The 24,512-nt window shown below is 61.9% G+C and carries 21 protein-coding genes; 16 read left to right on the forward strand and 5 right to left on the reverse strand.

Annotation, left to right across the window (positions count from 1 at the left end; translation table 11 throughout):
• Positions 1-54: 54 nt before the first annotated feature.
• Together AC3WMV_RS01140 and AC3WMV_RS01145 are read right to left on the reverse strand one after the other, a co-directional pair.
• Positions 55-1,512 carry a gamma-aminobutyraldehyde dehydrogenase gene (locus AC3WMV_RS01140; RefSeq protein WP_103368443.1) on the reverse strand — a complete coding sequence of 486 codons (1,458 nt, stop codon included), beginning with the start codon at positions 1,510-1,512 and terminating at the stop codon, positions 55-57.
• Between the two features lie 130 nt (positions 1,513-1,642).
• Positions 1,643-2,557, reverse strand: coding sequence for a LysR family transcriptional regulator (locus tag AC3WMV_RS01145; RefSeq protein WP_007967749.1), 915 nt, complete (start codon positions 2,555-2,557; stop codon positions 1,643-1,645).
• A 192-nt stretch (positions 2,558-2,749) separates the two neighbouring features.
• Here AC3WMV_RS01145 and AC3WMV_RS01150 point away from each other — a divergent pair, with 192 nt between their 5' ends.
• The 15 genes from AC3WMV_RS01150 to AC3WMV_RS01220 all read left to right on the forward strand — a co-directional run bounded on the left by AC3WMV_RS01150 (position 2,750) and on the right by AC3WMV_RS01220 (position 19,353).
• Positions 2,750-3,472 (forward strand): tellurite resistance TerB family protein, encoded by a 723-nt coding sequence (locus AC3WMV_RS01150; protein WP_103368442.1) that lies wholly within the window; start codon positions 2,750-2,752, stop codon positions 3,470-3,472.
• Between the two features lie 366 nt (positions 3,473-3,838).
• Positions 3,839-5,461, forward strand: coding sequence for a methyl-accepting chemotaxis protein (locus tag AC3WMV_RS01155; protein ID WP_098967409.1), 1,623 nt, complete (start codon positions 3,839-3,841; stop codon positions 5,459-5,461).
• Positions 5,461-5,979, forward strand: coding sequence for a chemotaxis protein CheW (locus AC3WMV_RS01160; RefSeq protein WP_103368441.1), 519 nt, complete (start codon positions 5,461-5,463; stop codon positions 5,977-5,979). Before AC3WMV_RS01155 ends, AC3WMV_RS01160 begins: the two co-directional genes overlap by 1 nt.
• Entirely contained in the window at positions 5,976-7,253 is a 1,278-nt protein-coding gene (locus AC3WMV_RS01165) for a CheR family methyltransferase (RefSeq protein WP_103368440.1), read from the forward strand. Before AC3WMV_RS01160 ends, AC3WMV_RS01165 begins: the two co-directional genes overlap by 4 nt.
• A complete protein-coding gene (locus AC3WMV_RS01170; protein ID WP_007964201.1) occupies positions 7,250-7,945 on the forward strand; it encodes a chemotaxis protein CheW in 696 nt (231 codons plus the stop codon). Before AC3WMV_RS01165 ends, AC3WMV_RS01170 begins: the two co-directional genes overlap by 4 nt.
• On the forward strand, positions 7,942-10,236 hold the full coding sequence (locus AC3WMV_RS01175; RefSeq protein WP_103368439.1) for a hybrid sensor histidine kinase/response regulator: 2,295 nt from the start codon (positions 7,942-7,944) through the stop codon (positions 10,234-10,236). Before AC3WMV_RS01170 ends, AC3WMV_RS01175 begins: the two co-directional genes overlap by 4 nt.
• On the forward strand, positions 10,233-11,243 hold the full coding sequence (locus AC3WMV_RS01180) for a chemotaxis response regulator protein-glutamate methylesterase (RefSeq protein WP_007964205.1): 1,011 nt from the start codon (positions 10,233-10,235) through the stop codon (positions 11,241-11,243). Before AC3WMV_RS01175 ends, AC3WMV_RS01180 begins: the two co-directional genes overlap by 4 nt.
• A gap of 48 nt (positions 11,244-11,291) precedes the next feature.
• Positions 11,292-12,293: a diguanylate cyclase domain-containing protein gene (locus tag AC3WMV_RS01185; protein WP_025112221.1), complete on the forward strand. Its 1,002-nt coding sequence runs from the start codon at positions 11,292-11,294 to the stop codon at positions 12,291-12,293.
• A gap of 135 nt (positions 12,294-12,428) precedes the next feature.
• Positions 12,429-13,524, forward strand: a protein-coding gene (gene prfB / locus AC3WMV_RS01190) for a peptide chain release factor 2 (RefSeq protein WP_096795805.1) whose coding sequence is annotated in 2 segments (ribosomal slippage) — positions 12,429-12,500 and positions 12,502-13,524 — 1,095 coding nt in all. Because the reading frame shifts where the segments join, the coding sequence is not laid out codon by codon here.
• A gap of 112 nt (positions 13,525-13,636) precedes the next feature.
• Positions 13,637-15,139, forward strand: a complete 1,503-nt coding sequence (gene lysS / locus AC3WMV_RS01195; RefSeq protein WP_003222049.1) for a lysine--tRNA ligase — start codon at positions 13,637-13,639, stop codon at positions 15,137-15,139.
• A gap of 105 nt (positions 15,140-15,244) precedes the next feature.
• On the forward strand, positions 15,245-15,958 hold the full coding sequence (locus tag AC3WMV_RS01200; protein ID WP_007964212.1) for a TetR/AcrR family transcriptional regulator: 714 nt from the start codon (positions 15,245-15,247) through the stop codon (positions 15,956-15,958).
• Positions 15,959-16,115: 157 nt separating this feature from the next.
• The gene (locus tag AC3WMV_RS01205; RefSeq protein WP_103368437.1) at positions 16,116-16,673 is read left to right on the forward strand and encodes a hypothetical protein; all 558 of its coding nucleotides are present in this window, start codon (positions 16,116-16,118) and stop codon (positions 16,671-16,673) included.
• A 24-nt stretch (positions 16,674-16,697) separates the two neighbouring features.
• Entirely contained in the window at positions 16,698-17,975 is a 1,278-nt protein-coding gene (locus tag AC3WMV_RS01210; RefSeq protein WP_003222055.1) for a flavohemoglobin expression-modulating QEGLA motif protein, read from the forward strand.
• Between the two features lie 146 nt (positions 17,976-18,121).
• The gene (locus AC3WMV_RS01215; protein ID WP_103368435.1) at positions 18,122-19,027 is read left to right on the forward strand and encodes an alpha/beta hydrolase; all 906 of its coding nucleotides are present in this window, start codon (positions 18,122-18,124) and stop codon (positions 19,025-19,027) included.
• Entirely contained in the window at positions 19,024-19,353 is a 330-nt protein-coding gene (locus tag AC3WMV_RS01220; RefSeq protein WP_007964217.1) for a PA3694 family proteiin, read from the forward strand. The genes AC3WMV_RS01215 and AC3WMV_RS01220 overlap by 4 nt, the downstream gene beginning before the upstream one ends.
• A gap of 176 nt (positions 19,354-19,529) precedes the next feature.
• Here the strand turns inward: AC3WMV_RS01220 and lptF are convergent, their stop codons facing one another.
• The 3 genes from lptF to AC3WMV_RS01235 form a co-directional block, all read right to left on the reverse strand.
• Complete coding sequence (gene lptF, locus AC3WMV_RS01225) at positions 19,530-20,318, reverse strand: lipotoxin F family OmpA-related lipoprotein LptF (protein WP_007964218.1); 789 nt, start codon at positions 20,316-20,318, stop codon at positions 19,530-19,532.
• Positions 20,319-20,374: 56 nt separating this feature from the next.
• Positions 20,375-20,779 (reverse strand): DUF4398 domain-containing protein, encoded by a 405-nt coding sequence (locus AC3WMV_RS01230; protein WP_007964219.1) that lies wholly within the window; start codon positions 20,777-20,779, stop codon positions 20,375-20,377.
• Positions 20,780-21,144: 365 nt separating this feature from the next.
• The gene (locus tag AC3WMV_RS01235; protein ID WP_003222064.1) at positions 21,145-21,489 is read right to left on the reverse strand and encodes a hypothetical protein; all 345 of its coding nucleotides are present in this window, start codon (positions 21,487-21,489) and stop codon (positions 21,145-21,147) included.
• A gap of 213 nt (positions 21,490-21,702) precedes the next feature.
• Between AC3WMV_RS01235 and ppc the strand changes: the two genes are divergently transcribed.
• Positions 21,703-24,333: a phosphoenolpyruvate carboxylase gene (gene ppc, locus AC3WMV_RS01240; RefSeq protein ID WP_103368434.1), complete on the forward strand. Its 2,631-nt coding sequence runs from the start codon at positions 21,703-21,705 to the stop codon at positions 24,331-24,333.
• Positions 24,334-24,512 lie beyond the last annotated feature (179 nt).

Raw genomic sequence — 24,512 nt, forward strand, 5'->3', positions numbered from 1 at the left:
GGGGCAGTTGTGAACGCGGTGCAGCATGCCGTTGGCGGCTTGTTATTAGCGTAGTCAGAGATGCTGGCCGTGGCGGGCCATGATGTGCCGCACCACGCTGTAGTCCTGCAGCGAATCACTGGATAAGTCTTTGCCGTATCCGGAGCGTTTCAGCCCGCCGTGGGGCATTTCGCTGACCAGCATGAAATGGCTATTGATCCACGTGCAGCCGTACTGCAAGCGGGCGGCGACCTGCATTGCCTTGTCCAGATTCTGCGTCCACACCGACGAGGCGAGGCCGTATTCGGAGTCGTTGGCCCAGTCCACGGCTTGCGCGAGTTCGTCGAAGCGGGTCACGGTGACCACCGGGCCGAACACTTCGCGCTGGACGATTTCATCAGTCTGTTTGCAACCGGCCAGCAACGTCGGCTGGTAGAAGAACCCGGCGCCGGAATGCACCGCCGCGCCAGTCACGCGCTCGATGTGCGGCTGGCCGAGGGCGCGCTCGACGAAACTGGCGACGCGGTCGCGCTGGCGGGTGCTGATCAGCGGGCCGATCTCGTTGTCGGCATCGCGCTTGCCGGCGAAGCGCAGGCTGCTGACTGCTGCGCCGAGTTCGGCGATCAGTTTGTCGTGAATCCCGGCCTGGGCGTAGATGCGGCACGCCGCGGTGCAATCCTGCCCGGCGTTGTAGTAACCGTGGGTGCGCACGCCGTCGACCACCGCTTGAATGTCGGCGTCGTTGCAGACGATCACCGGGGCCTTACCGCCAAGCTCCAAGTGTGTGCGTTTCAGGGTTTTCGCTGCAGCCTGGAGAATCTTCTGCCCGGTGACGATATCGCCGGTCAGCGACACCATGCGCACTTTCGGATGGCCAACAAGGTGGCTGCCGACGCCTTCACCGCCACCGCAGATGATGTTGATCACCCCGCGCGGCAGGATCTCGGCGAGTGCTGGCGCCAGTGCGAGGATCGACAGCGGTGTGTGTTCCGACGGCTTGAACACCAGCGTATTGCCGGCGGCGAGGGCCGGGGCGATTTTCCACGCGGCCATCATGATCGGGTAGTTCCACGGCGCAATCGACGCCACCACGCCAATCGGATCGCGACGCACCATGCTGGTGTAACCCGGCAGGTACTCGCCACTGAGCTGACCGGTCTGGCAGCGCACGGCACCAGCGAAGAAGCGGAACACGTCGACGGTGGCGGTCAGATCGTCCTGCCGCGCCAGGTGCAGCGGCTTGCCGCAGTTCAGCGCTTCGAGGCGGGCGAGGTAATCGGCGTGTTTTTCGACGGCGTTGGCGATGTCCAGCAGCAGACTGGAACGTTGTTGCGGCGTGGTGCGCGACCATTCGCCAAAAGCGCGATGGGCGGCGAGGATCGCGGTTTCGACCTGCTCGGTGCTGGCCTCGGCGATGTGGGTGAGGATTTCACCGCTGGCCGGGTTGAGGATCGGTTCGACAAAACCCTGCCCGGCGACCAGTTCGCCGTCGATCAACAACGCGGTACACATCGGGGTCTGCACGCCAGCCATTTTCCGCGATCTCTTTTCTTGTGTGGTCATTGTGGCTCCCGTGCCCGGGAGCCGACCGTCTTATAGATGCAGCAAGACTAGTGCGCGGCTCCGAGGTCGACAAATTCTAAATACTGAAGGTGGCATTCGATTAAATAGATGGCTTGCGTCCACCGTGCGGCTGCTCGCGGGCCACGGTCAGGAATGGATCGACCAGGGCAGGGCGCGCGGTCCCGCGGCGCCAGGCCAGACCGACATCGAGGGTCTGGTTGAGGTCGGCAATCGGCCGCGCTTCGATGATGTCGCCCTCCAGTGACCATGGGCGATAAGTCATGTCGGGCTGGATCGACACACCCAAGCCCGCCGCCACCAGACTTCGCACGGCTTCGGTAGAGGCGGTGCGCAGAGTGATCTTCGGTTGCAGCCCGGCGCCGCGCCAAAGCCTTTGGGCGTTGCGATCCATTTCATCAACATTCAGTTGAATCAGCGGTTCGCGAGCGACGTCGGCGAGGTTGATGCTGTCGTGTTCCAGCAGCGGATGTTGGGCCGGCAGCCACAGACGGTGCGGCGAGTGGGTCAGCACTTCGGTCTGCAGGGCGTGGCGGTCTTCGAGGTTGGAGAGGATCAGCACGCCAACATCGATTTCGCCGCTGACCAGCAAATGCTCGATGTACGGCCGCTCGTCCTCCATCACCCGGATCTCGACGTTGGGATAGGCACGCTGGAACCGGGTGAGCAGATCGGCGAGGTAATAACCGGCGACCAGGCTGGTTACGCCGACAATCAACTGTCCGGCGACCTGATCGGTGCTTTGTTGCAGGCTGCGCTTGGCATTGTCCACGGTGGCCAGAATCAGGTGCGCCTGGCGCAGGAACTGGTGGCCCTGATGGGTCAGGGTCATGCCCTTGGCGTGGCGGCTGAACAGGCTGACGCCGATTTCCTCTTCCAGTTGCTGAATGGCGAGGGTCAGGGTCGATTGGGAAATAAACGCGGTTTGCGCGGCGGCGGAAATCGAGCCGGTCTCGGCCACCGCGATGAAGTGACGGATCTGACGCAGGGTCATCATGAGGAGGGTACCCGGTGGGCGGTTTTTATAGATTGGCCTGAGTGTATATCTATTTTCGCGAAGGGCTGTTGCCAGTGCTTGTACAGGAAAGTGAGCAACATCTGGAAGCACACTCGCCGGCCGCTCGGGGGCACTTTCGAACTAGGCTGAGGGCCTGATAGATCCGGATAACCCCTGTTTTGGAGGCGGAACATGAACACCCGTGGATTGCTCGATCAACTACTCAAGTCTGGCCAGGATCTTTTGCAGAACAAGGCCGGTGGCGCGCAGAACAAACCCGCGGCTGGCGGGCTGGGCGGTTTGCTGGGTGGGTCTTCAGGCTCCGGTGCGCTGGGCGGCCTGCTCTCGGGGGCAGGCGGTGGTGCTCTGGCGGCCGGGGCCATGGGCCTGCTGCTCGGCAGCAAAAAGGCGCGCAAGGTCGGCGGCAAAGTTGCGGTCTACGGTGGCCTCGCTGCCCTTGGTGTGCTGGCCTATAAGGCTTACGGCAACTGGAACGCCCAGAAAGGCACCGCCCCACAAACCGAACCGCAAACCCTGGATCGTCTGCCACCGGCGCAAGCCGAGCAGCACAGCCAGGCGATTCTCAAAGCACTGGTCGCCGCCGCCAAGGCTGACGGCCACATCGATGATCGCGAACGCCAGTTGATCGAGGGCGAGTTCACCAAACTCGACAACGATCAGGAACTGCAACACTGGCTGCACGCCGAACTTAACAAACCCCTCGACCCCACCGACGTCGCCCGTGCTGCGAGTACGCCGGAGATGGCGGCGGAGATGTACATCGCCAGTGTGATGCTGGTGGATGAGGAGAGCTTTATGGAGAAGGCGTATCTGGAGGAGTTGGCCAAGCAACTGAAGCTGGAGCCGGGGTTGAAGGTGGAGCTGGAGAAGCAGGTGCGCCTGGCATCGCAATAGAACTGCCTGAACACGGTACTTATGTAGGAGCTGCGGCACGCTGCGATCTTTTGATGTTGGCTTTAAAAATCAAAAGATCGCAGCGTGCCGCAGCTCCTACAGGGTTTTGGACTGGACGCCGAAATTAGTAGGCGCGAGCCTGCTCACGATTGCGTTTTCAGCCGCGCATCCACATCAATGGCCGATCCAGCGCCCCTTTTTGCCGTTCCATCGCTGGCACGCCAGCCCCGGATTGTCGGACAGTCCCACCCCAGAGCCTTCCCGCGAACCACGTCGGGCCGGCCCGAGGGTTAAAAAGCGTCTTATAAATGAAACACCGCCCTCGGCTATACTCCCCGCATTTCGACTTAGGCACGAGGAATCACTGTGAAGAACTGGACGTTGCGCCAACGCATTTTGGCGAGCTTTGCGGTGATTATCGCGATCATGTTGCTGATGGTCGTTGTCTCGTATTCACGGTTGCTGAAGATCGAGGCCAGTGAAAGCAGCGTGCGTGACGACGCGGTTCCCGGCGTCTATTACAGCTCGATGATCCGCGGGGCGTGGGTTGACAGCTATCTGCAGACCCAGGAACTGCTCGGTCTCAAGGAAGGGCAGGGCATCAGCAGCGAAGATGCGGCGGATTACAAGGCGTTCGAGACGCGCCTGCAAGAGCAGATGGCCAACTACCGCAACACCGTCACCACCGACGAAGACCGGGTCGAGTTCGCCGCGTTCGAGAAGGATCACGACACCTACATGCAGATTCAGGATCAGGTGCTCGACTTGCACAAGCGCAACCTGGAAGCCGACGCGGTCAAGCTGTTCACCGAGAAGCTGACCCCGGCCTGGTACACCGGTCGCATGAAACTCAACGACATCATCGGCGAAAACAAACGGGTCGCTGATCAGGCCATGGCCAACATCGACGAGGCGGTAGCGGCGGCCAAGGTCAGCATGTTCGTCTCGCTGCTGGTGGCCGTGCTCGCAGCCGGTGCCTGCGGTCTGCTGCTGATGCGCGCGATCATGGCGCCGATGAACCGCATCGTGAAGATCCTCGAAATCATGCGTACCGGCGACTTGAGCAGCCGTCTCAATCTGGACCGCAAGGACGAGTTCGGCGCGGTGGAAACCGGCTTCAACGACATGATGACCGAGCTGACTTCGCTGGTGTCCCAGGCCCAACGCTCCTCGGTGCAGGTGACCACTTCGGTGACCGAAATTGCCGCCACCTCCAAGCAGCAACAGGCCACCGCCACCGAAACCGCGGCCACCACCACCGAAATCGGCGCGACCTCACGTGAAATCGCCGCCACCTCGCGGGATCTGGTGCGCACCATGACCGAAGTGTCCACCGCCGCCGATCAGGCCTCGGTACTCGCCGGTTCCGGCCAGCAAGGCCTGGCGCGCATGGAAGACACCATGCACTCGGTGATGGGCGCAGCCGATCTGGTCAATGCCAAACTGGCGATCCTCAACGAGAAGGCCGGCAACATCAATCAGGTGGTGGTGACCATCGTCAAGGTCGCCGATCAGACCAACCTGCTGTCGCTCAACGCTGCCATCGAGGCCGAGAAGGCCGGCGAGTACGGGCGTGGTTTTGCCGTGGTCGCCACCGAAGTACGGCGTCTGGCGGATCAGACCGCCGTCGCCACTTACGACATTGAGCAGATGGTCCGCGAGATCCAGTCGGCGGTGTCTGCCGGCGTGATGGGCATGGACAAGTTTTCCGAAGAAGTGCGCCGCGGCATGGCCGAAGTACAGCAGGTCGGTGAGCAGCTGTCGCAGATCATCCATCAGGTGCAGGCGCTGGCGCCGCGGGTGTTGATGGTCAACGAAGGCATGCAGGCTCAGGCCACTGGTGCCGAACAGATCAACCATGCGCTGGTGCAGTTGGGCGACGCCAGCAGCCAGACCGTCGAGTCGCTGCGTCAGGCCAGTTTCGCCATCGACGAACTGAGCCAGGTGGCCGTCGGGCTGCGCAGCGGCGTTTCGCGATTCAAAGTCTGATGAGTGAAATCACCGCCAAACGCAGCGCTGCGCCGGTGGCGAAGCAGGCGTTGTTCCTGCTGTTTCGCATCGGTAGCGAGCGTTACGCCTTGCGCGCCACCGAGGTGGCGGAAGTGCTGCCGCGCCTGCCGTTGAAGCCGATTGCCCAAGCGCCGAACTGGGTCGCCGGGGTGTTCGCCTATCGCGGTGCGGTGGTACCGGCCATCGACCTCAGCGCGCTGACTTTCGGCCATCCCGCCGAGGCGCGCACCAGTACGCGGCTGGTGCTGGTGCATTACCGTCCGGATGAACAGCAGCCGTCGCGCTGGCTCGGGCTGATCCTTGAGCAGGCGACCGACACCCTGCGCTGCAATCCCGAGGATTTTCAGCCATATGGCCTGGACAATCGTCAGGCGCCGTACCTCGGCCCGGTGCGCGAAGATGCCCAGGGGCTGGTGCAATGGGTGCGGGTCAACGACTTGCTGGATGACGCGGTGCGCAGCCTGCTGTTCCCCGCGCCACTTGAGGCACAGTCATGAGCAGCGACCAGCGTTTTTTCGATTTCCTCAAGGAACGCATCGGCCTGGATGTCACCTCGGTGGGGCCTGCGATCATCGAGCGCGCGGTGCGCCAACGCACCACGCTCTCGCAAGCGGCGCACAGCGATGAATACTGGCAACTGCTGCAAGGTTCGCGTGACGAACAGCAGGCGTTGATCGAGGCGGTGATCGTCCCCGAAACGTGGTTTTTCCGTTATCCGGAATCCTTCGCCACCCTCGGCAAGCTGGCGCGCAAGCGTCTGGACGAATTGAACAACATGCGCGCACTGCGCATCCTCAGCCTGCCGTGCTCCACCGGTGAAGAACCCTATTCGATTGCCATGGCCTTGCTCGATGCCGGGCTTAAGCCGCATCAGTTCAAGGTCGACGGCATGGACGTCAGCCCGCTGTCGGTGGACAAGGCGCGACGGGCGTTGTACGGCAAGAACTCGTTTCGGGGGCAGGATCTGGATTTTCGCGAGCGTCATTTCACCGCCGAGCAGGACGGCCATCGGGTCAGCGAAGCGGTGCGTGAGCAGGTGCGCCTGCAGGCCGGCAATGTGCTGGATCCGACGCTGCTGGCGGGTGAGCCGCCGTTCGATTTTGTGTTCTGCCGCAACCTGCTGATCTATTTCGACCAGCCGACGCAGAAGCAAGTCTTCGAAGTGCTCAAGCGTCTGACGCACGTTGATGGCGTGTTGTTCATCGGCCCGGCCGAGGGCAGTCTGCTCGGGCGCCTGGGCATGCGCTCGATCGGCATCCCGCAGTCGTTTGCCTTCAGTCGACACGCTGAACCCATGCCCGAACCTGTGGCATTGCCGACCCCGACCCCTTTGCCCGTGCGCCAACCGTTGCGCAGTCCGCCGCCGCTGCTACCGCCGGTGCGTCCGCGGCCGTTTGCCAGCGTTGCACCGTTGCCCGTCAGCAGCAAAAGCACCAACCCGGACGCGGCGACCTTGCTCGCCAACATCGCCGCGCTGGCCAACGAAGGCAAAAGCGCCGAGGCCCGCGCGGCATGCGAGCAGTATTTGCGCAGTCACGAACCGGTGGCGCAGGTGTTTTACTGGCTCGGTCTGCTCAGCGATGTTGCCGGTGCCGCGCTCGAAGCCCAGAGTCATTACCGCAAGGCCTTGTACCTTGAACCGCAACACCCCGAAGCGTTGATGCACCTGGCCGCCTTGCTGCAGGCCCAGGGCGACAGCGCCGGTGCCAGACGATTGCAGGAACGCGCCGCCCGCAGCGGTCGCACCGCCGACAGTGAGCGTAAACGATGATCCCGTCCGACACCTTGAACGTCACCCACGAAGACGCCCGGGCCATCGATGATTGCTGGAACCGTATCGGTATTCATGGCGACAAGTCGTGCCCGTTGCTGGCCGAGCATATTCATTGCCGTAACTGCGCGGTGTATTCCGCCGCCGCCACGCGCCTGCTGGACCGTTATGCATTGCAGCAGGACGAACGCGATCCGGTCGCCGTGGCGGTCGAAACCGATGTGAAAACCCGTTCGCTGCTGATGTTCCGCCTCGGCGAGGAATGGCTGGGGCTGGCCACCCGCAGCCTGGTGGAGGTAGCGCCGCTGCAGGCGATTCACTCGTTGCCGCACCAGCGTTCGCGGGCCTTGCTCGGCGTGGCGAACGTGCGCGGCGCGCTGGTCGCGTGCCTGTCGCTGGTCGAGTTGCTCGACCTTGATGGCAACGCCGCACCAGCCACCGGCGCGCGGATCATGCCGCGCATGCTGATCATCGCCGCCCACGGCGGGCCGGTGGTGGTGCCGGTGGACGAGGTCGACGGCATCCACGCCATCGATGAAAAAATTCTCGACGCCGCGTCGCGTGCCGGCGGTGAGCACAACAGCACGGCCAGCGCCAAATACACCCGTGGTGTCCTGCAATTCCGGGGGCGCAGCCTGCGCTGGCTGGATGAAGAACAGCTGCTGTCCGCCGTGACCCGGAGCCTCACATGACCCCCGAGCAAATGCGCGACGCCTCGCTGCTGGAGCTGTTCAGCCTGGAAGCCGAAGCCCAGACCCAGGTGCTCAGCAGCGGGCTGCTGGCGCTGGAGCGCAACCCGACTCAGGCCGACTATCTGGAATCGTGCATGCGTGCGGCGCACTCGCTCAAGGGCGCGGCGCGGATCGTCGGCATCGACAGCGGTGTCAGCGTCGCCCATGTGATGGAAGATTGCCTGGTCAGTGCGCAGGAAGGTCGGCTGTTGTTGCGTCCCGAGCACATCGATGCGCTGTTGCAAGGCACCGATCTGTTGATGCGCATCGCCACGCCGGCCAATGCTCCGCAAGCGCCGGACATCGAAGCGTATGTGGCGTTGATGGGACTCCTGCTCGACCCTTCGGCAGCGCCCACAGTGGCGCCACCGCCGATGGCCGAGTTGCAGATGCAGGCGCCGCCGCCTGCGCCTGCACCGATTGAAACCCCGGCGCAAGTGATCGAGACACCGCTGGAAACCTCCGACCCGGCACCGCGCAAGAACAAGCGCACCACCGAGGGCGGCGAGCGCGTGCTGCGGGTCACCGCCGAACGCCTGAACAGCCTGCTCGACCTGTCGAGTAAATCGCTGGTCGAAACCCAGCGCCTCAAGCCGCATCTGGCGACCATGCAGCGTCTCAAACGCATGCAGAATAATGGCCTGCGGGCACTGGAAAGCCTCAACGTGCATCTCAAGGAACATGCGCTGAGCCTTGAGGCCCAGGAAGCCCTTGAAGATGCGCGGCGCTTGCTGGCCGAGTCTCAGCAATTACTCGCGGAAAAGAACGCCGAGCTCGACGAGTTCGCCTGGCAAGCCAGCCAGCGCGCCCAGGTGCTCTACGACACTGCGCTGGCCTGCCGCATGCGCCCGTTCGCCGACGTGCTCACCGGTCAGGTGCGCATGGTTCGAGACCTGGGGCGCAGCCTCGGCAAACAGGTGCGGCTGGAGATCGAGGGCGAGAAGACCCAGGTCGATCGCGACGTGCTGGAAAAGCTCGAAGCGCCGCTGACTCATTTGCTGCGCAACGCGGTCGATCACGGCATCGAAACCCCGGAACAACGCTTGCTCAAGGGTAAGTCCGAAGAAGGCCTGATCCGCCTGCGTGCCTCGCATCAGGCCGGTTTGCTGGTGCTGGAGTTGAGCGATGACGGCAATGGCGTCGATCTGGAAAAGGTCCGCCGCAGCATCGTTGAACGCCAATTGTCACCGGCAGAAACTGCCGCGCAGTTGAGCGAAGAAGAACTGCTGACCTTCCTGTTCTTGCCGGGTTTCAGCCTGCGCGACACGGTGACCGAAGTGTCCGGGCGTGGCGTCGGTCTTGATGCGGTGCAGCACATGGTGCGGCAACTGCGCGGCGCGGTGGTGCTGGAGCAGACGGCGGGCGAGGGCAGCCGCTTTCATCTGGAAGTGCCGCTGACCCTGTCGGTGGTGCGCAGTCTGGTGGTCGAAGTCGGCGAGGAGGCTTATGCGTTTCCGCTGGCGCATATCGAACGCATGTGCGATCTGGAGCCACAGGACATCGTGCAGATCGAGGGCCGTCAGCATTTCTGGCACGAAGGTCGGCATGTCGGGCTGGTCGCGGCCAGTCAGTTGCTGAATCGTCCGGCCAGTCAGAGCAGCGGCGAAACCCTCAAGGTCGTGGTGATCCGCGAGCGTGACGCGATCTACGGGGTGGCGGTCGAGCGGTTTATCGGCGAGCGCACGCTGGTGGTGCTACCGCTGGATGAGCGGCTGGGCAAGGTTCAGGATATTTCCGCCGGGGCGCTGCTCGACGACGGTTCGGTGGTGCTGATCGTCGATGTCGAGGACATGCTGCGCTCGGTGGACAAACTGCTCAACACCGGGCGTCTCGAGCGTATTGCCCGCCATGGCAATCAGGCCGCCGAAGTGGCGCGCAAACGGATTCTGGTGGTCGATGACTCGCTGACCGTGCGCGAGTTGCAACGCAAGTTGCTGCTCAATCGCGGCTACGACGTGGCGGTCGCGGTAGACGGCATGGACGGCTGGAACGCGCTGCGTTCGGAGGACTTCGATTTGCTGATCACCGACATCGACATGCCGCGCATGGATGGCATCGAACTGGTCACCCTGTTGCGCCGCGACAACCGCCTGCAATCGCTGCCGGTGATGGTGGTCTCGTACAAGGATCGTGAAGAGGACCGGCGTCGTGGACTAGACGCTGGCGCCGACTATTATTTAGCCAAGGCCAGTTTTCATGACGACGCCCTGCTTGATGCAGTGGTTGAGCTCATTGGAGGAGCGCGGGCATGAAAATCGCAATCGTCAACGACATGCCCCTGGCGGTGGAGGCTTTGCGCCGTGCGCTGGCCTTCGAGCCGGCGCATCAGGTGGTCTGGGTCGCCAACAACGGCGCCGAGGCGGTGCGTCTGTGCGCCGAAAACACCCCGGATCTGATCCTGATGGACCTGATCATGCCGGTGATGGATGGCGTCGAGGCCACGCGACGGATCATGGCCGAAACCCCGTGCGCGATCGTTATCGTCACGGTCGACCGCCAGCAGAATGTGCACCGGGTCTTCGAAGCTATGGGCCATGGCGCGCTGGACGTGGTCGATACCCCGGCCATTGGTGCGGGGAACGCGCAGGAGGCGGCGGCGCCGTTGCTGCGCAAGATCCTCAACATCGGCTGGCTGATCGGCGAGAAAACCCCGCGCTCGCGCCCGGTGCCGACGCCCCACCGCAGTTCGGCGTCGTGCAAGCGGCTGGTGGCGATCGGCTCGTCCGCCGGCGGACCGGCAGCGCTGGAAGTGCTGCTCAAGGGCCTGCCACGCCATTTCTCGGCCGCCATCGTGCTGGTGCAGCACGTGGATCAGGTGTTTGCCGCGGGCATGGCCGAATGGCTGGCCAGCGCCAGTGGCCTCGATGTACGCCTGGCCCGCGAGGGCGAGCCACCGCAGGCCGGCGCGGTGCTGCTGGCCGGCACCAACCACCATATTCGTTTATTGAAAAACGGCACGCTGGCCTACACCGCCGAGCCGGTCAACGAGATCTACCGGCCTTCGATCGACGTGTTTTTCGAAAGTGTCGCCAGTTATTGGAACGGTGATGCCATCGGGGTTTTATTGACCGGGATGGGACGCGACGGGGCGCAAGGGCTTAAGCTCATGCGCCAGCAGGGTTATCTGACCATCGCGCAGGATCAGCAAAGCAGTGCGGTGTACGGCATGCCCAAGGCAGCAGCGGCGATCGATGCGGCCGTCGAAATCCGTCCACTGGAAAAGATAGCGCCACGATTGCTGGAGGTATTCCCCAAATGAACAGGCTATTCCGCAATCCTGGCCCCCGCAGTACTCAGGTGACCGCCCATGAATGATTTACAGATCGACGACATTAAAACCGACGAAAACGCCGCCATGGTGTTGTTGGTGGACGATCAGGCGATGATCGGCGAAGCCGTGCGCCGTGGGCTGTCGAATGAAGAGAACATCGACTTCCACTTTTGCTCCGACCCGCACCAGGCCATCGCCCAGGCGGTACGGATCAAGCCGACGGTGATTCTGCAGGATCTGGTGATGCCCGGCCTCGACGGCCTGAGCCTGGTGCGCGAATACCGCAATCATCCGGCGACCAAGGACATCCCGATCATCGTCCTGTCGACCAAGGAAGACCCGCTGATCAAGAGCGCGGCGTTCTCGGCCGGGGCCAACGACTATCTGGTGAAACTGCCGGACACCATCGAGTTGGTGGCGCGCATCCGCTATCACTCGCGCTCCTACATGACCCTGCTGCAGCGCGATGCGGCGTACCGTGCGTTGCGCGTCAGCCAGCAGCAGTTGCTCGACACCAACCTGGTGCTGCAACGGCTGATGAACTCTGACGGCCTGACCGGGCTGTCCAACCGCCGGCACTTCGACGAGTACCTGGAGCTGGAATGGCGCCGCTCGCTGCGTGATCAGAGCCAGTTGTCGTTGCTGATGATCGACGTCGATTACTTCAAGTCCTACAACGACAGTTTTGGCCACGTCGAAGGCGATGAGGCGCTGCGCAAGGTCGCCACAGCGATCCGCGACGCCAGCGCCCGACCGTCGGACCTGCCGGCCCGCTACGGCGGTGAAGAGTTCGCCCTGGTGCTGCCGAACACCTCGCCGGGCGGCGCACGACTGGTGGCGGAGAAACTGCGCCAGACCGTGGCGGCGCTGAAGATTCCGCACAACACCCCGGGCGACGGGGCGAGCCTGACCATCAGCATCGGTCTGGCGACAATGGTGCCGCAGGCGGGCAGCGATTGCCGGCTGCTGATTTCGGCGGCGGATCGTGGGTTGTACCTGGCGAAGAACAACGGGCGTAATCAGGTGGGTATCGAATAGCCCACGCAAGCTCCCACAATGGATCGGCGGCATGTCAAGTGAATCGCCTTAACAGCCGCCAGACGGGCTGCCGTGACAGCGTGATTACGTTATACTCGCCGGCTTTCAAAAGTTCGCCAACGAGTGCTGCCCGTCATGGAAATCAACCCGATCCTGAACACCATCAAGGACCTGTCCGAGCGCTCCGAAACTATTCGGGGGTATCTTTGACTACGATCAAAAGCATGAGCGTCTGATCGAAGTCAATCGCGAGCTTGAAGATCCTGCAGTCTGGAACAAACCTGAATACGCCCAGGAACTGGGCCGCGAGCGAGCATCGCTGGCGCAGATCGTCGACACCCTGGATGAGCTGTCCAGCGGTTTGGCCGATTCCCGCGAGCTGCTCGACATGGCCGTTGAAGAAAACGACGAAGGCGCGGTAAACGACGTCGTTGAACTGCTTCAAGGACTTGAAGAGTCACTGGCCAAGCTTGAATTCCGCCGCATGTTCAGCCACGAGATGGACCCGAACAACGCCTACCTGGACATCCAGGCCGGCTCCGGCGGCACCGAGGCCCAGGACTGGGCCAACATCCTGCTGCGCATGTACCTGCGCTGGGCGGACAAACGAGGTTTCGACGCGACCATCATGGAACTGTCGGCCGGTGAAGTCGCCGGTATCAAAGGCGCGACCGTGCACATCAAGGGCGAATACGCCTTTGGCTGGCTGCGTACCGAGATCGGCGTGCACCGTCTGGTGCGCAAGAGCCCGTTCGACTCCGGCAACCGTCGCCACACCTCGTTCTCGGCGGTTTTCGTCTCGCCAGAGATCGACGACAAGGTCGAAATCGAAATCAACCCGGCAGACCTGCGGATCGACACCTATCGTTCCTCCGGTGCCGGTGGTCAGCACGTAAACACCACCGACTCGGCCGTACGTATTACTCACGTACCGACCAACACCGTGGTCAGCTGCCAGAACGAGCGTTCCCAGCACGCCAACAAGGACACCGCCATGAAAATGCTGCGGGCCAAGTTGTACGAGCAGGAAATGCAGAAGCGCAACGCCGCTTCCCAGGCGCTGGAAGACACCAAGTCGGACATCGGCTGGGGTCATCAGATCCGTTCGTACGTGCTCGACGCGTCGCGGATCAAGGACCTGCGCACCAACATTGAACGCAGCGACTGCGACAAGGTGCTCGACGGCGACATCGACGAATACCTGGAAGCCAGCCTGAAATCGGGGCTGTAAAAGACGCACACAGGGTCGCTGATGCAACGCGATCCCTGTAGGAGCCAGCTCAGCTGGCGATTCCCGGGCCGCCAGGCCCGGGGGCAACGAACCTGATGGAATATCTGAAGACATGAGCGACCAACAACTCGACCCGCAAGCCCTGCAACAGGAAGAAAACTCCCTGATCGCCCTGCGCAAGGAAAAGCTGGCTGCCGAGCGCGCCAAGGGCAACGCCTTCCCGAACGACTTCCGCCGCGAAAACTACTGCGAAGATCTGCAGAAGAAATACGCGGACAAGACCAAGGAAGAGCTGGCCGAGGCTGCAATCCCGGTCAAGGTTGCCGGTCGCATCATGCTCAACCGTGGCTCGTTCATGGTGATCCAGGACATGACCGGTCGCATCCAGGTCTACGTCAACCGTAAAACCCTGTCCGAAGACACCCTGGCCGCCGTCAAGACCTGGGACATGGGCGACATCATTGCCGCCGAAGGCACCCTGGCGCGTTCCGGCAAGGGCGACCTGTACGTCGAAATGACCAACGTGCGCCTGCTGACCAAGTCGCTGCGCCCGCTGCCGGACAAGCATCACGGCCTGACCGACACCGAACAGCGCTACCGTCAGCGTTACGTTGACCTGATCGTCAACGAAGACGTGCGCCAGACCTTCCGCGTGCGTTCGCAAGTGATCGCGCACATCCGCAGCTTCCTGATGAAGCGCGACTTCCTCGAAGTCGAGACGCCGATGCTGCAGACCATTCCTGGCGGCGCCGCAGCCAAGCCGTTCGAAACCCACCACAATGCGCTGGACATGGAAATGTTCCTGCGTATCGCGCCTGAGCTGTATCTGAAGCGTCTGGTGGTTGGCGGTTTCGAGAAAGTGTTCGAGATCAACCGCAACTTCCGTAACGAAGGCGTTTCGACGCGTCACAACCCTGAATTCACCATGTTGGAGTTCTACCAGGCTTACGCCGACTACGAAGACAACATGGACCTGACCGAAGAACTGTTCCGTGAACTGGCACAGCTGGTGCTGGGCAGCACCGACGTGCCGTACGGCGACAAGGTGTTCCACTTCGGCGAGCCGTTTGCCCGTTTGTCGGTGTTCGACTCGATCCTCAAGTACAACCCTGAGCTGACCGCCGATGACCTGAACGACATCGACAAGGCGCGCGCCATCGCCAAGAAGGCCGGCGCCAAGGTGCTGGGCTTCGAAGGTCTGGGCAAGCTGCAGGTGATGATTTTCGAAGAGCTGGTCGAGCACAAGCTGGAGCAGCCGCACTTCATCACTCAGTACCCGTTCGAAGTGTCGCCGCTGGCCCGTCGTAACGACGAGAACCCGAACGTCACCGACCGTTTCGAGCTGTTCATCGGCGGCCGTGAAATCGCCAACGCCTACTCCGAGTTGAACGACGCGGAAGACCAGGCCGAGCGTTTCATGGCGCAGGTGGCCGACAAGGACGCCGGCGACGACGAAGCCATGCACTACGACGCCGACTTCGTGCGCGCGCTGGAGTACGGCATGCCGCCAACGGCCGGTGAAGGTATCGGCATCGACCGCCTGGTGATGTTGCTGACCAACTCGCCGTCGATCCGCGATGTGATCCTGTTCCCGCACATGCGACCGCAAGCGTAAACGTTTCAGTTAAAAAGCCGCCTAAAACAGGCGGCTTTTTATTGCCTGTCTGGTACAAATGTATCAATTGGTTAATTTTGCAATAGCAGAGGAAGTCCAGTCGTGATGGTTGCAATCGCTCAAGAAGGTGCAGCGGGTATCGCCACTGCGGTCGCTGAAAGTGTTCAGTACCAAGGCCGCAAGGCCAGCCGACAGGGCAGTGAGCAGCGTCGACAGGACATTCTCGACGCGGCGATGCGCATTGTCGTGCGTGACGGCGTGCGCGCCGTGCGCCACCGGGCCGTGGCGGCCGAGGCCGGCGTGCCCCTGTCGGCCACTACTTATTACTTCAAGGACATCGATGACCTGCTCACCGATACCTTCGCCCAGTACGTCGAACGCAGCGCGGCCTACATGGCCAAGCTGTGGATCAACAACGAAGGCCTGCTGCGCGAGATGGTCGTCAGTGGTGACGGCAGCCCCGAGTCGCGCTCGCAACTGGCGGACGACATCGCGCGGCTGATGGCCGACTATGTGCACCGGCAATTGGTCAATCGCCGCGAACACCTGATGGCCGAGCAGGCGTTCCGCCAGGAAGCGCTGCTCAACCCGCGGCTGGCGGATCTGGTGCGCTCGCATCAGCAGATTCTGCTGCAAGGCACCTGCCAGTTGTTCCAGGTGCTGGGCTCGCGTGAACCGCAGCAGGATGCCAAGGTGTTGACGGCGATTATCGGACGGATGGAATATCAGGGCCTGCTCAACGACGCCGAGCCTTTGGCCGAACAGGACATGCTCGGGATTCTGACGCGGTACATGCATCTGGTCCTGGCGTCGGTCTGATAGCCGACGCAGATCCCCTGTGGGAGCGGGCTTGCTCGCGAATGCGGTATCACATTCAACGCTTCAGTTGACTGACCCACCGCCTTCGCGAGCAAGCCCGCTCCCACAAGGGACTGAGCCGATCATCAGGGCGACGCGTGTTCATAGGGAGTATTGAATGAAAGCCTGGCGTGGCGTGCTGATCGCCTTGTCGTTCCTGCTGCTCAGTGGCTGTCTGGTGACCTTCAAGGACCCGCTGCCTGCCAGTGACCCGGCGCCCAAGGGCCTGCTGGGCACGTGGTCGAGCACCAATGCCTGGGGCGAGCCGATGAACCTTGAACTGACCCGCGTCGGCAATGATCGCTATCAGGCCATCACCTGGTTCAAGGCCCGGCCTCACGAGCGTGAGGCGTACCCGTTCACCGTGTCGCGCCATGGCAGTCGCTGGTACCTGTCGGCGAAAGTGCCGGCGCGTTACGGTGGGCAATACACCATCGCCGGTTTCGAACTCACCGACAAACACGAGCTGGTGGTGTACAACCTCGACCTCGAACAGATCAATCAGGCGATCAAACAGCAAGCCCTCGACGGCAAGGCTTTCCAGACCGAGGACGATGGCGACGGCGTGCAAGTCGACAGTAGCCTCGACAAGGTCTTTGCTTACCTCGACGATCCGGCCAATTCCGATGTATTCGTCGAGGCCGCGCGCTATCAGCGCCAGGCCCGCGCCAAATAATTCAGTTTTCTACAGGAGTTTCGGGTGGACGATTACCAGCAGACGATACGCACGCTGTCCGATCGCATTGTGCTGGCGCAGACGCCGATCCGCGTGCTCGATGCGGTGAAGTGGGACGAGAACATCCGCAAGGGTTTTCTCAAGGCCAAAGGCAAGGAAATGCCGGCGGTGGATCGCGACTACTACCTCAATCGGCCGCTGTCCTTCGATTCGAGCAAGGTCAAACTGGAATTCCAGAACATCGAGCGCGACATCACCCGCCAGCTCGGCCAGTTCAACCCGGTCGGGCAGATCATGCGGCGCATGTGCAAGGAATACCGCATGGTGGTGCGCATGCTCGAAGCGCGCGGCACCGAGGATTTCGGCCTGATCTCCCAGGAACTCTACGGCGCCGCCTCCGATGCGTTCCACGCCGGTGACCCGACCCTGGCCGACCTCGGCCTGATGATGTCCGACTACCTGAACAACATCGATGGCCGTGGCGACCTGAAGGACGAACCGAAGATCCTCACCGCCAAGGATGCCGTGCACCTGCTGCAAACCCGGTTGAACAAGGTGTTCGGCGAGGCCGAGGAAACCATCCGCGTGTTCGAGTCCGACGGCATCGTCGCCGACGCGGCGGCAGGCGCCGACTACATCAAGATCCGCACTGACGCGCTGTTCAACGACCGCGACGTGCGTGCACTGGAAGTCCACGAAGGTCTGGTGCACGTCGGCACCACGCTCAATGGCTTGAACCAGCCGATCTGCACCTTCCTGTCCAAAGGCCCACCGTCGTCGACGGTGACCCAGGAAGGCCTGGCGATCTTGATGGAAATCATCACCTTCGCCTCCTACCCAAGCCGTCTGCGCAAACTGACCAACCGCACCCGCGCCATTCACATGGTCGAGGAGGGCGCGGACTTTTTGCAGGTGTTCGAGTTCTTCCGCGAACAGGGCTTTGAAATGGCCGAAAGCTACGGCAACGCCAGCCGGGTGTTCCGTGGTTCGACCCCGACCGGTCTGCCATTCACCAAAGACTTGTCCTATCTCAAGGGCTTTATCATGGTTTACAACTACATTCAGTTGGCCGTGCGTAAGGGCAAGCTTGAGCAGGTACCGCTGCTATTCTGCGGCAAGACCACGCTGGAGGACATGCGTACCCTGCGTCAACTGGTCGATGAAGGTCTGGTGGTGCCGCCGAAATATTTGCCGGAACAGTTCCGCGACATGAACGCGCTGTCGGCGTGGATGTGCTTCTCCAACTTCCTCAATCACCTGAGCCTGGACCGGATCGAGGCGGATTACTCCAATATCCTCTGAACAACCAATATTTCCTGTGGGAGCTAGCCTGCTCGCGAATGCGATTTAACATTCAACATGATTGTTGGCTGACACACCGCTTTCGCGAGCAGGCTCGCTCCCACATTTGATTGCGTTAATTCCACTTTTTCGCGAGGTTTCACCGGATGAGAATCCTCGGCATCCTTTGCCTGCTCCTAACCCTCAGTGGTTGCAGTTCGTTGTTGTTCTACCCCGAGCCGGGCCAGATCTTCACCCCGGAAAAAGCCAAGCTCGAATACCGCACCGTCACATTGGTCACGGCGGATGGTTTGAAGCTGAACGCCTGGTGGCTACCGGCCAAACCTGGCGTCGAAGTCAAAGGCACAGTCCTGCACCTGCACGGCAACGGCGGCAACCTGCCGATGCACCTCGGCGGCAGTTGGTGGTTGCCGAAAAATGGTTATCAGGTGCTGCTGGTGGACTATCGCGGGTATGGCTTGTCCGAGGGCAAGCCGAGCCTGCCGGCGATCTATCAGGACATCGACGCCGCGTTCGCCTGGCTCGACAAGGCGCCAGAGGTCAAAGGCAAACCGCTGATCCTCCTCGGCCAGAGCCTCGGCGGCTCGATGGCCGTGCATTGGCTGGTGCAGCACCCGGAGCGGCAGAAGCAACTCAAGGCCTTCGTGCTCGACGGTGTGCCCGCCAGTTATCGCAGCGTCGGCCAGTACGCCCTCAGCACTTCATGGCTGACCTGGCCGTTTCAGGTGCCGCTGTCGTGGCTGGTGCCGGATAGCGACAGCGCGATCAACTCGATGCCGCAGCTCAACGGGGTGCCGAAACTGATCTTTCACAGCATCGATGACCCGCTGGTGCCAATGGCCAACGCCATCCGCCTGTATCAGGCTGCACCGCCACCGCGCGTGCTACAGCTGACCCGCGGCGGCCACGTGCAGACCTTCGGCGACCCTGTCTGGCGCCAGGTAATGCTGCGCTATCTGGAAGATCCCGAACATTTCAACGGCCTGCGCCGCCTCGGCGAGATCCCGAATTATCCGCAAGCTCCGAATTCTGAAGATGAGAGTCCGCAATGACTGAAGAACGTAACGCCATCCCGCTGATCATCACCGGTATCTGCAGCATCCTCGGCACCGTCGGGGCGCTGTGGTACTACGGTTACCTGCACTTCGCCAAACCCGAGGATGCGCTGCTGCTCAACGAATTCACCATGCTCAAGACCGTGCCGGGCGAAGACTACAAAGTCTCACTGGACCCGGCGCCGCAAGTGGCGCAGTGCATCGATGGCGTGCTGGTGCTGTTCGACACCGAGCAGAAAGGCCTGACCGGGGTGCTGATCAATGCGCAGAAAAAAGCCGTGCGCTGCATGGGCCAGGAAACCCCACAAAAACTCGAACCATAACCCGATAAAAACTGTGGGAGCGGGCTTGCTCGCGAAAGCGGTGTGTCAGTCACTCTATATTCCGACTGATCCAGCGCTTTCGCGAGCAAGCCCGCTCCCACAAGGGGGGAATGTGTAAGGCCAAAAAAAGCCCCGCCTGATCACTCAGGCGGGGCTTTTACGCTAGCGCGTGTTGCTTAGTTCGAGCTGACCGCCGAACGTGGCATCACTGGCTGGTTGTCGTTGGAAATGGTCACTTCCACACGACGGTTCATCGCACGACCCGAGACGCTGCTGTTATCGGCAACCGGGTATTCCTTGCCATAACCCTGAACCACGATACGCGAAGGATCTACGCCCATCTTGATCAGAGCGACTTGTACCGAGGTGGCACGACGCTCGGACAGCGACTGGTTGTACGAAGCCGCGCCGGTGCTGTCGGTGTAACCCTCGACGATCACTTTGCGATCAGGGTTTTCCTGAAGGAATTGCGCCAGTTTGTTGATGTTCACCAGACCGCTGGATTTCAGGTCAGCCTTGTTGGTGGCGAACAGCACGTCACCGAAGGTCACCAGGGTACCGCGATCGGTCTGCTTGGCGTTCAGGCTCTGCTGCAGTTGTTTGATCTGCTGATCACGAGCGTCCAGACGCGCTTGGGCACGTTGCGCGGCAGCGTTTTTCAGGTTGTTTTCAGCGGTGCGCAGGGCGATGGTCTGCTTGGCCACTTCCACGCGCTGGTTGGTCAGGTAGGCCAGTTGGTCAACCTTGGCTGCGTCTTGCTTGTCCAGATAAGCCTTGTCGGCCTTGTCCAGGTAATCGCTGGCGTCCTTGGTTTCCAGGGCAGCGACTTTGCTCGCCTGTGGGTTGGCCTGCAGGCCGGCGTAGTTGGTCCGCGCCTGTTCCAGGTTAGGGTTAGGCGGAGTGGAGCAGGCAGCCAGGGCAACGCTTGCGGCCAGAAGAGCGGGGATCATCAGTTGCTTACGCATAATTTGTCGTCCTTTCTATCGATAAAAGTTTCAGCTTTGCGATTCGGGATGCGCGCTTACTGCACGGTGCGCTGACTTTCCTGACGCAGTTCCTGAACACCTTTCTGGGAATCCTTCACAGCCTGTTCGGCCTTGGCAGCCTGAGCCTTGCGTTCTGCTACGCGAGCGTCCCATTCGGCTTGCTCGGCGAGGGTACGAGCCTGTTCATACTTCTTGTCGTGCATGGCAATTTCGGCTTGCTTGAGCTTGTCCTGAGCCTGCTTCATTTCCACAGCAGCGAACTCGGTACCACCGGCGCTGACGGCGCTGTTGACGGCCGATTGAGTCACGGCGTACTGCTCGGTCGGCGGGTTACCGGCGCAACCGGCCAGAACGAAGCTGGTACCGATAGCCAGAGCAGCCAGTTTCAGGCCGCGCAGGTGGGAGAACGAGGTTTGGGTCTTCATGGTCTTCAACTCCATTGTTTAACTCCTGATAAAACCGAAAATCCATCCTGGTCGAGGAGCCGCAAGCGTCGTGTAAAAGCGCGTTTTTGAAACGCTCGTTCCAGGCGTGGTTACAGCTTCCGACCGGAGGCGTTTTTCAAAAGTTCAGAAAAGATGGCCTATCGCCAAATTTTTTTTGACCAAACGGACAAGGCTCTAAACCGGGAACTTTGGAGGCGGGGAGAGGTACGCGCGGGGAAAAGTCAGACAACTTTTCAAAAGGAAACACGACCCTGTAGGAGTGAGCCTGCTCGCGATAGCATTGTGTCAGTCAGCATCAAAAACTACAGATACACCGCTATCGCGAGCAGGCTCACTCCTACAGTTTGATCTATGTTGTGTCAATGTTTTTGCTTGCCGGCAGCGGCGGATAAATCCTGCAGATGCCGGCGAGAAAGCGCCAGAAAACGCGGTGTCGGCCCGACGTCTTCATACAGCGGATCACCTTCCTCATCAGTCGCCACCACCGTCGAGCCTTTCACATACGGCAGGCTCGCCTCGAACTCTTCGAGCGCGGCGCCGATCAGTTCGCCGAGCAGTTCTTCCGGGTGGCGTTTGGGGTACATCTCGGCGATCGCCGCCAGCCGCGCAGCGGCCTCGACGTCCAGATGAATCGTGTAGCCGGTGTCGGTCAGGCGACCCTTGGCGTTTTCTTCCCAATGCTGGGCGAGTTCACGAATTTTCATGATGACCTCATTTCGCGCCTGCTCGTGGCAGGCCTGGGTGAGTGTCCGGCGGGGCCGGCGGCAAGCCGTTGTACGGCTTACTGTTGAGACTAGCTTCAAGCCCCAAGGTTTAAAGTCCCTTCGTCGTCTGCTTGTAAGAAGCGCCGTAGAGCGGCACTCTCTGGGCAAAGCATTCGTTTCTGCGCCGTCCCGATTAACGCTGGAGAACTGCTGATGACCGATATTGATGCACGCTTGCGCGAGGACGTTCACCTGTTGGGTGAGCTGTTGGGCAATACCATCCGCGACCAGTACGGCGAGGAATTTCTCGACAAGATCGAGCAGATCCGCAAGGGCGCCAAGGCCGACCGCCGTGGCTCGATGGACGCCGAACTCAGCGCCAGCCTCAATCAGTTGAGCGAAGACGAGCTTTTGCCGGTAGCGCGGGCGTTCAACCAGTTTCTCAACCTGGCGAACATCGCCGAGCAGTATCAATTGATTCATCGCCGCGAAGAGTCGCAACCGGCGCCGTTCGAGTCCCGCGTGCTGCCGGAACTGCTAGCGCGCCTGCGCAATGAAGGCCACAGCGCCGAATCCCTGGCCCGGCAACTGGCGCGACTGGAAATCGAACTGGTGCTGACCGCCCACCCGACCGAGGTGGCGCGGCGCACATTGATTCAGAAGTACGACGCGATCGCTGCGCAACTGGCCGCCCAGGATCATCGCGATCTGACCAGCGCCGAGCGCGAACAGATCCAGAACACCCTGCAGCGGCTGATCGCCGAAGCCTGGCACACTGAAGAAATCCGCCGCACTCGGCCGACCCCGGTCGACGAAGCGAAATGGGGATTTGCGGTGATCGAGCATTCGCTGTGGCAGGCGATTCCCAACCATATGCGCAAGGCCGACAAGGCGCTGTATGAAGCGACGGGCCTGCGCTTGCCACTGGAGGCGGCGCCGATTCGCTTTGCCTCGTGGATGGGTGGCGACCGCGACGGCAACCCGAATGTCACGGCCGCAGTGACCCGCGAAGTGCTGTTGCTGGCGCGCTGGATGGCTGCCGACCTGTATCTGCGCGATGTCGATCACCTAGCGGCCGAGCTGTCGATGCAGCAGGCCAGCGATGCGCTCAAGGCCAAGGCCGGCGACAGCGCCGAACCTTACCGGGCGTTGCTCAAGCAATTGCGCGAACGCCTGCGCGCCACGCGCAACTGGGCGCACGCCTCGCTGAGCGCAACAACGCCAGCGCCAGCCGACGTGTTGCACAACAACCGCGATCTGCTCGATCCGCTGGAGCTGTGCTTCAACTCGCTGCACGAATGTGGCATGGGCGTGATCGCCGATGGGCCGTTGCTCGATTGCCTGCGCCGGGCGGTAACCTTCGGCCTGTTCCTGGTGCGCCTCGACGTGCGCCAGGATTCGACGCGGCACAGTTCGGCAATGACCGAAATCACCGATTACCTCGGCCTCGGTCGCTACGAAGACTGGGACGAAGAGCAGCGCATCAGCTTCCTCACCCGCGAATTGAGCAATCGTCGGCCACTGCTGCCGGCGCATTTCAAACCGTCCGCCGACACCGCTGAAGTGCTCGCCACTTGCAAGGAAATCGCTGCCGCACCGGGCGCCTCGCTGGGTTCCTACGTGATCTCGATGGCGGGCGCCGCCTCCGACGTGCTGGCGGTGCAACTGCTGCTGAAAGAGTCCGGCGTGCTGCGGCCGATGCGCGTGGTGCCGCTGTTCGAAACCCTCGCCGACCTCGACAACGCCGGGCCGGTGATGGAGCGTCTGTTGCTGTTGCCGGGCTACCGCGCAAGGCTGCAAGGCCCGCAGGAAGTGATGATCGGTTATTCCGACTCGGCCAAGGATGCCGGCACCACCGCGGCGGCGTGGGCGCAATATCGCGCGCAGGAGCGGCTGGTGGAAATCTGCCGCGAGCAGCAAGTCGAACTGCTGTTGTTCCACGGTCGCGGTGGCACCGTGGGCCGTGGCGGCGGTCCGGCGCACGCGGCGATCCTGTCGCAGCCGCCGGGGTCGGTGGCGGGGCGCTTCCGCACCACCGAGCAGGGCGAAATGATTCGATTCAAATTCGGCCTGCCGGACATCGCCGAGCAGAACCTCAATCTGTATCTGGCCGCCGTGCTGGAAGCGACGTTGTTGCCACCACCGCCACCGACGCCCGAATGGCGACACCTGATGGATGAACTGGCCGCCGATGGCGTCGCCGCGTACCGCGCCGTGGTGCGTGAAAATCCGCAGTTCGTCGAGTATTTCCGCCAATCGACGCCGGAGCAGGAACTGGGGCGCTTGCCCCTTGGCAGCCGTCCGGCCAAGCGCCGTGCCGGTGGGATCGAGAGCCTGCGGGCGATTCCGTGGATCTTCGGCTGGACGCAAACGCGGCTGATGCTGCCGGCGTGGCTCGGCTGGGAAACTGCGCTGAGCAAGGCGCTGGAGCGCGGCGAAGGCGAACTGCTCGGGCAGATGCGCGAACAGTGGCCGTTCTTCCGAACCCGTATCGACATGCTGGAAATGGTCCTGGCCAAGGCCGACGCCGACATCGCGCTGTCGTACGACCAGCGTCTGGTCGAGCCGGACTTGCTGCCGTTGGGCGCGCAGTTACGCGACCTATTGTCGCAGGCGTGTGCGGTGGTGCTTGGTCTGACCGGGCAGTCGCAGCTGCTGGCACATAGCCCGGACACCCTGGAATTCATCCGTCTGCGCAACACTTATCTTGATCCGCTACATCTATTGCAGGCCGAGCTGTTGGCCCGTTCACGGCAGCAGAATGTCGAGCAGGGCAGCCCGGTGGAGCAGGCGCTGCTGGTGTCTGTGGCGGGGATTGCCGCCGGGTTGCGCAATACCGGCTAAGGTTTTTGCGGTGGCATCAGGCACCCGGTGCACAGGCCGGGTGCCGCTTTGTACACAGGGAGAAAGTGCGGTCAGGCGACAGTTAGTGATGGGGTTGCGACTTGGGTTACCGCGTCGCAAGGTCGCGGCGGGCGCCGGTTTCTCCGACTTTTGGCGTCTTGTGTGGGCGCAGCCTGCTG

This window comes from Pseudomonas sp. FW305-3-2-15-E-TSA4, assembly GCF_058787295.1.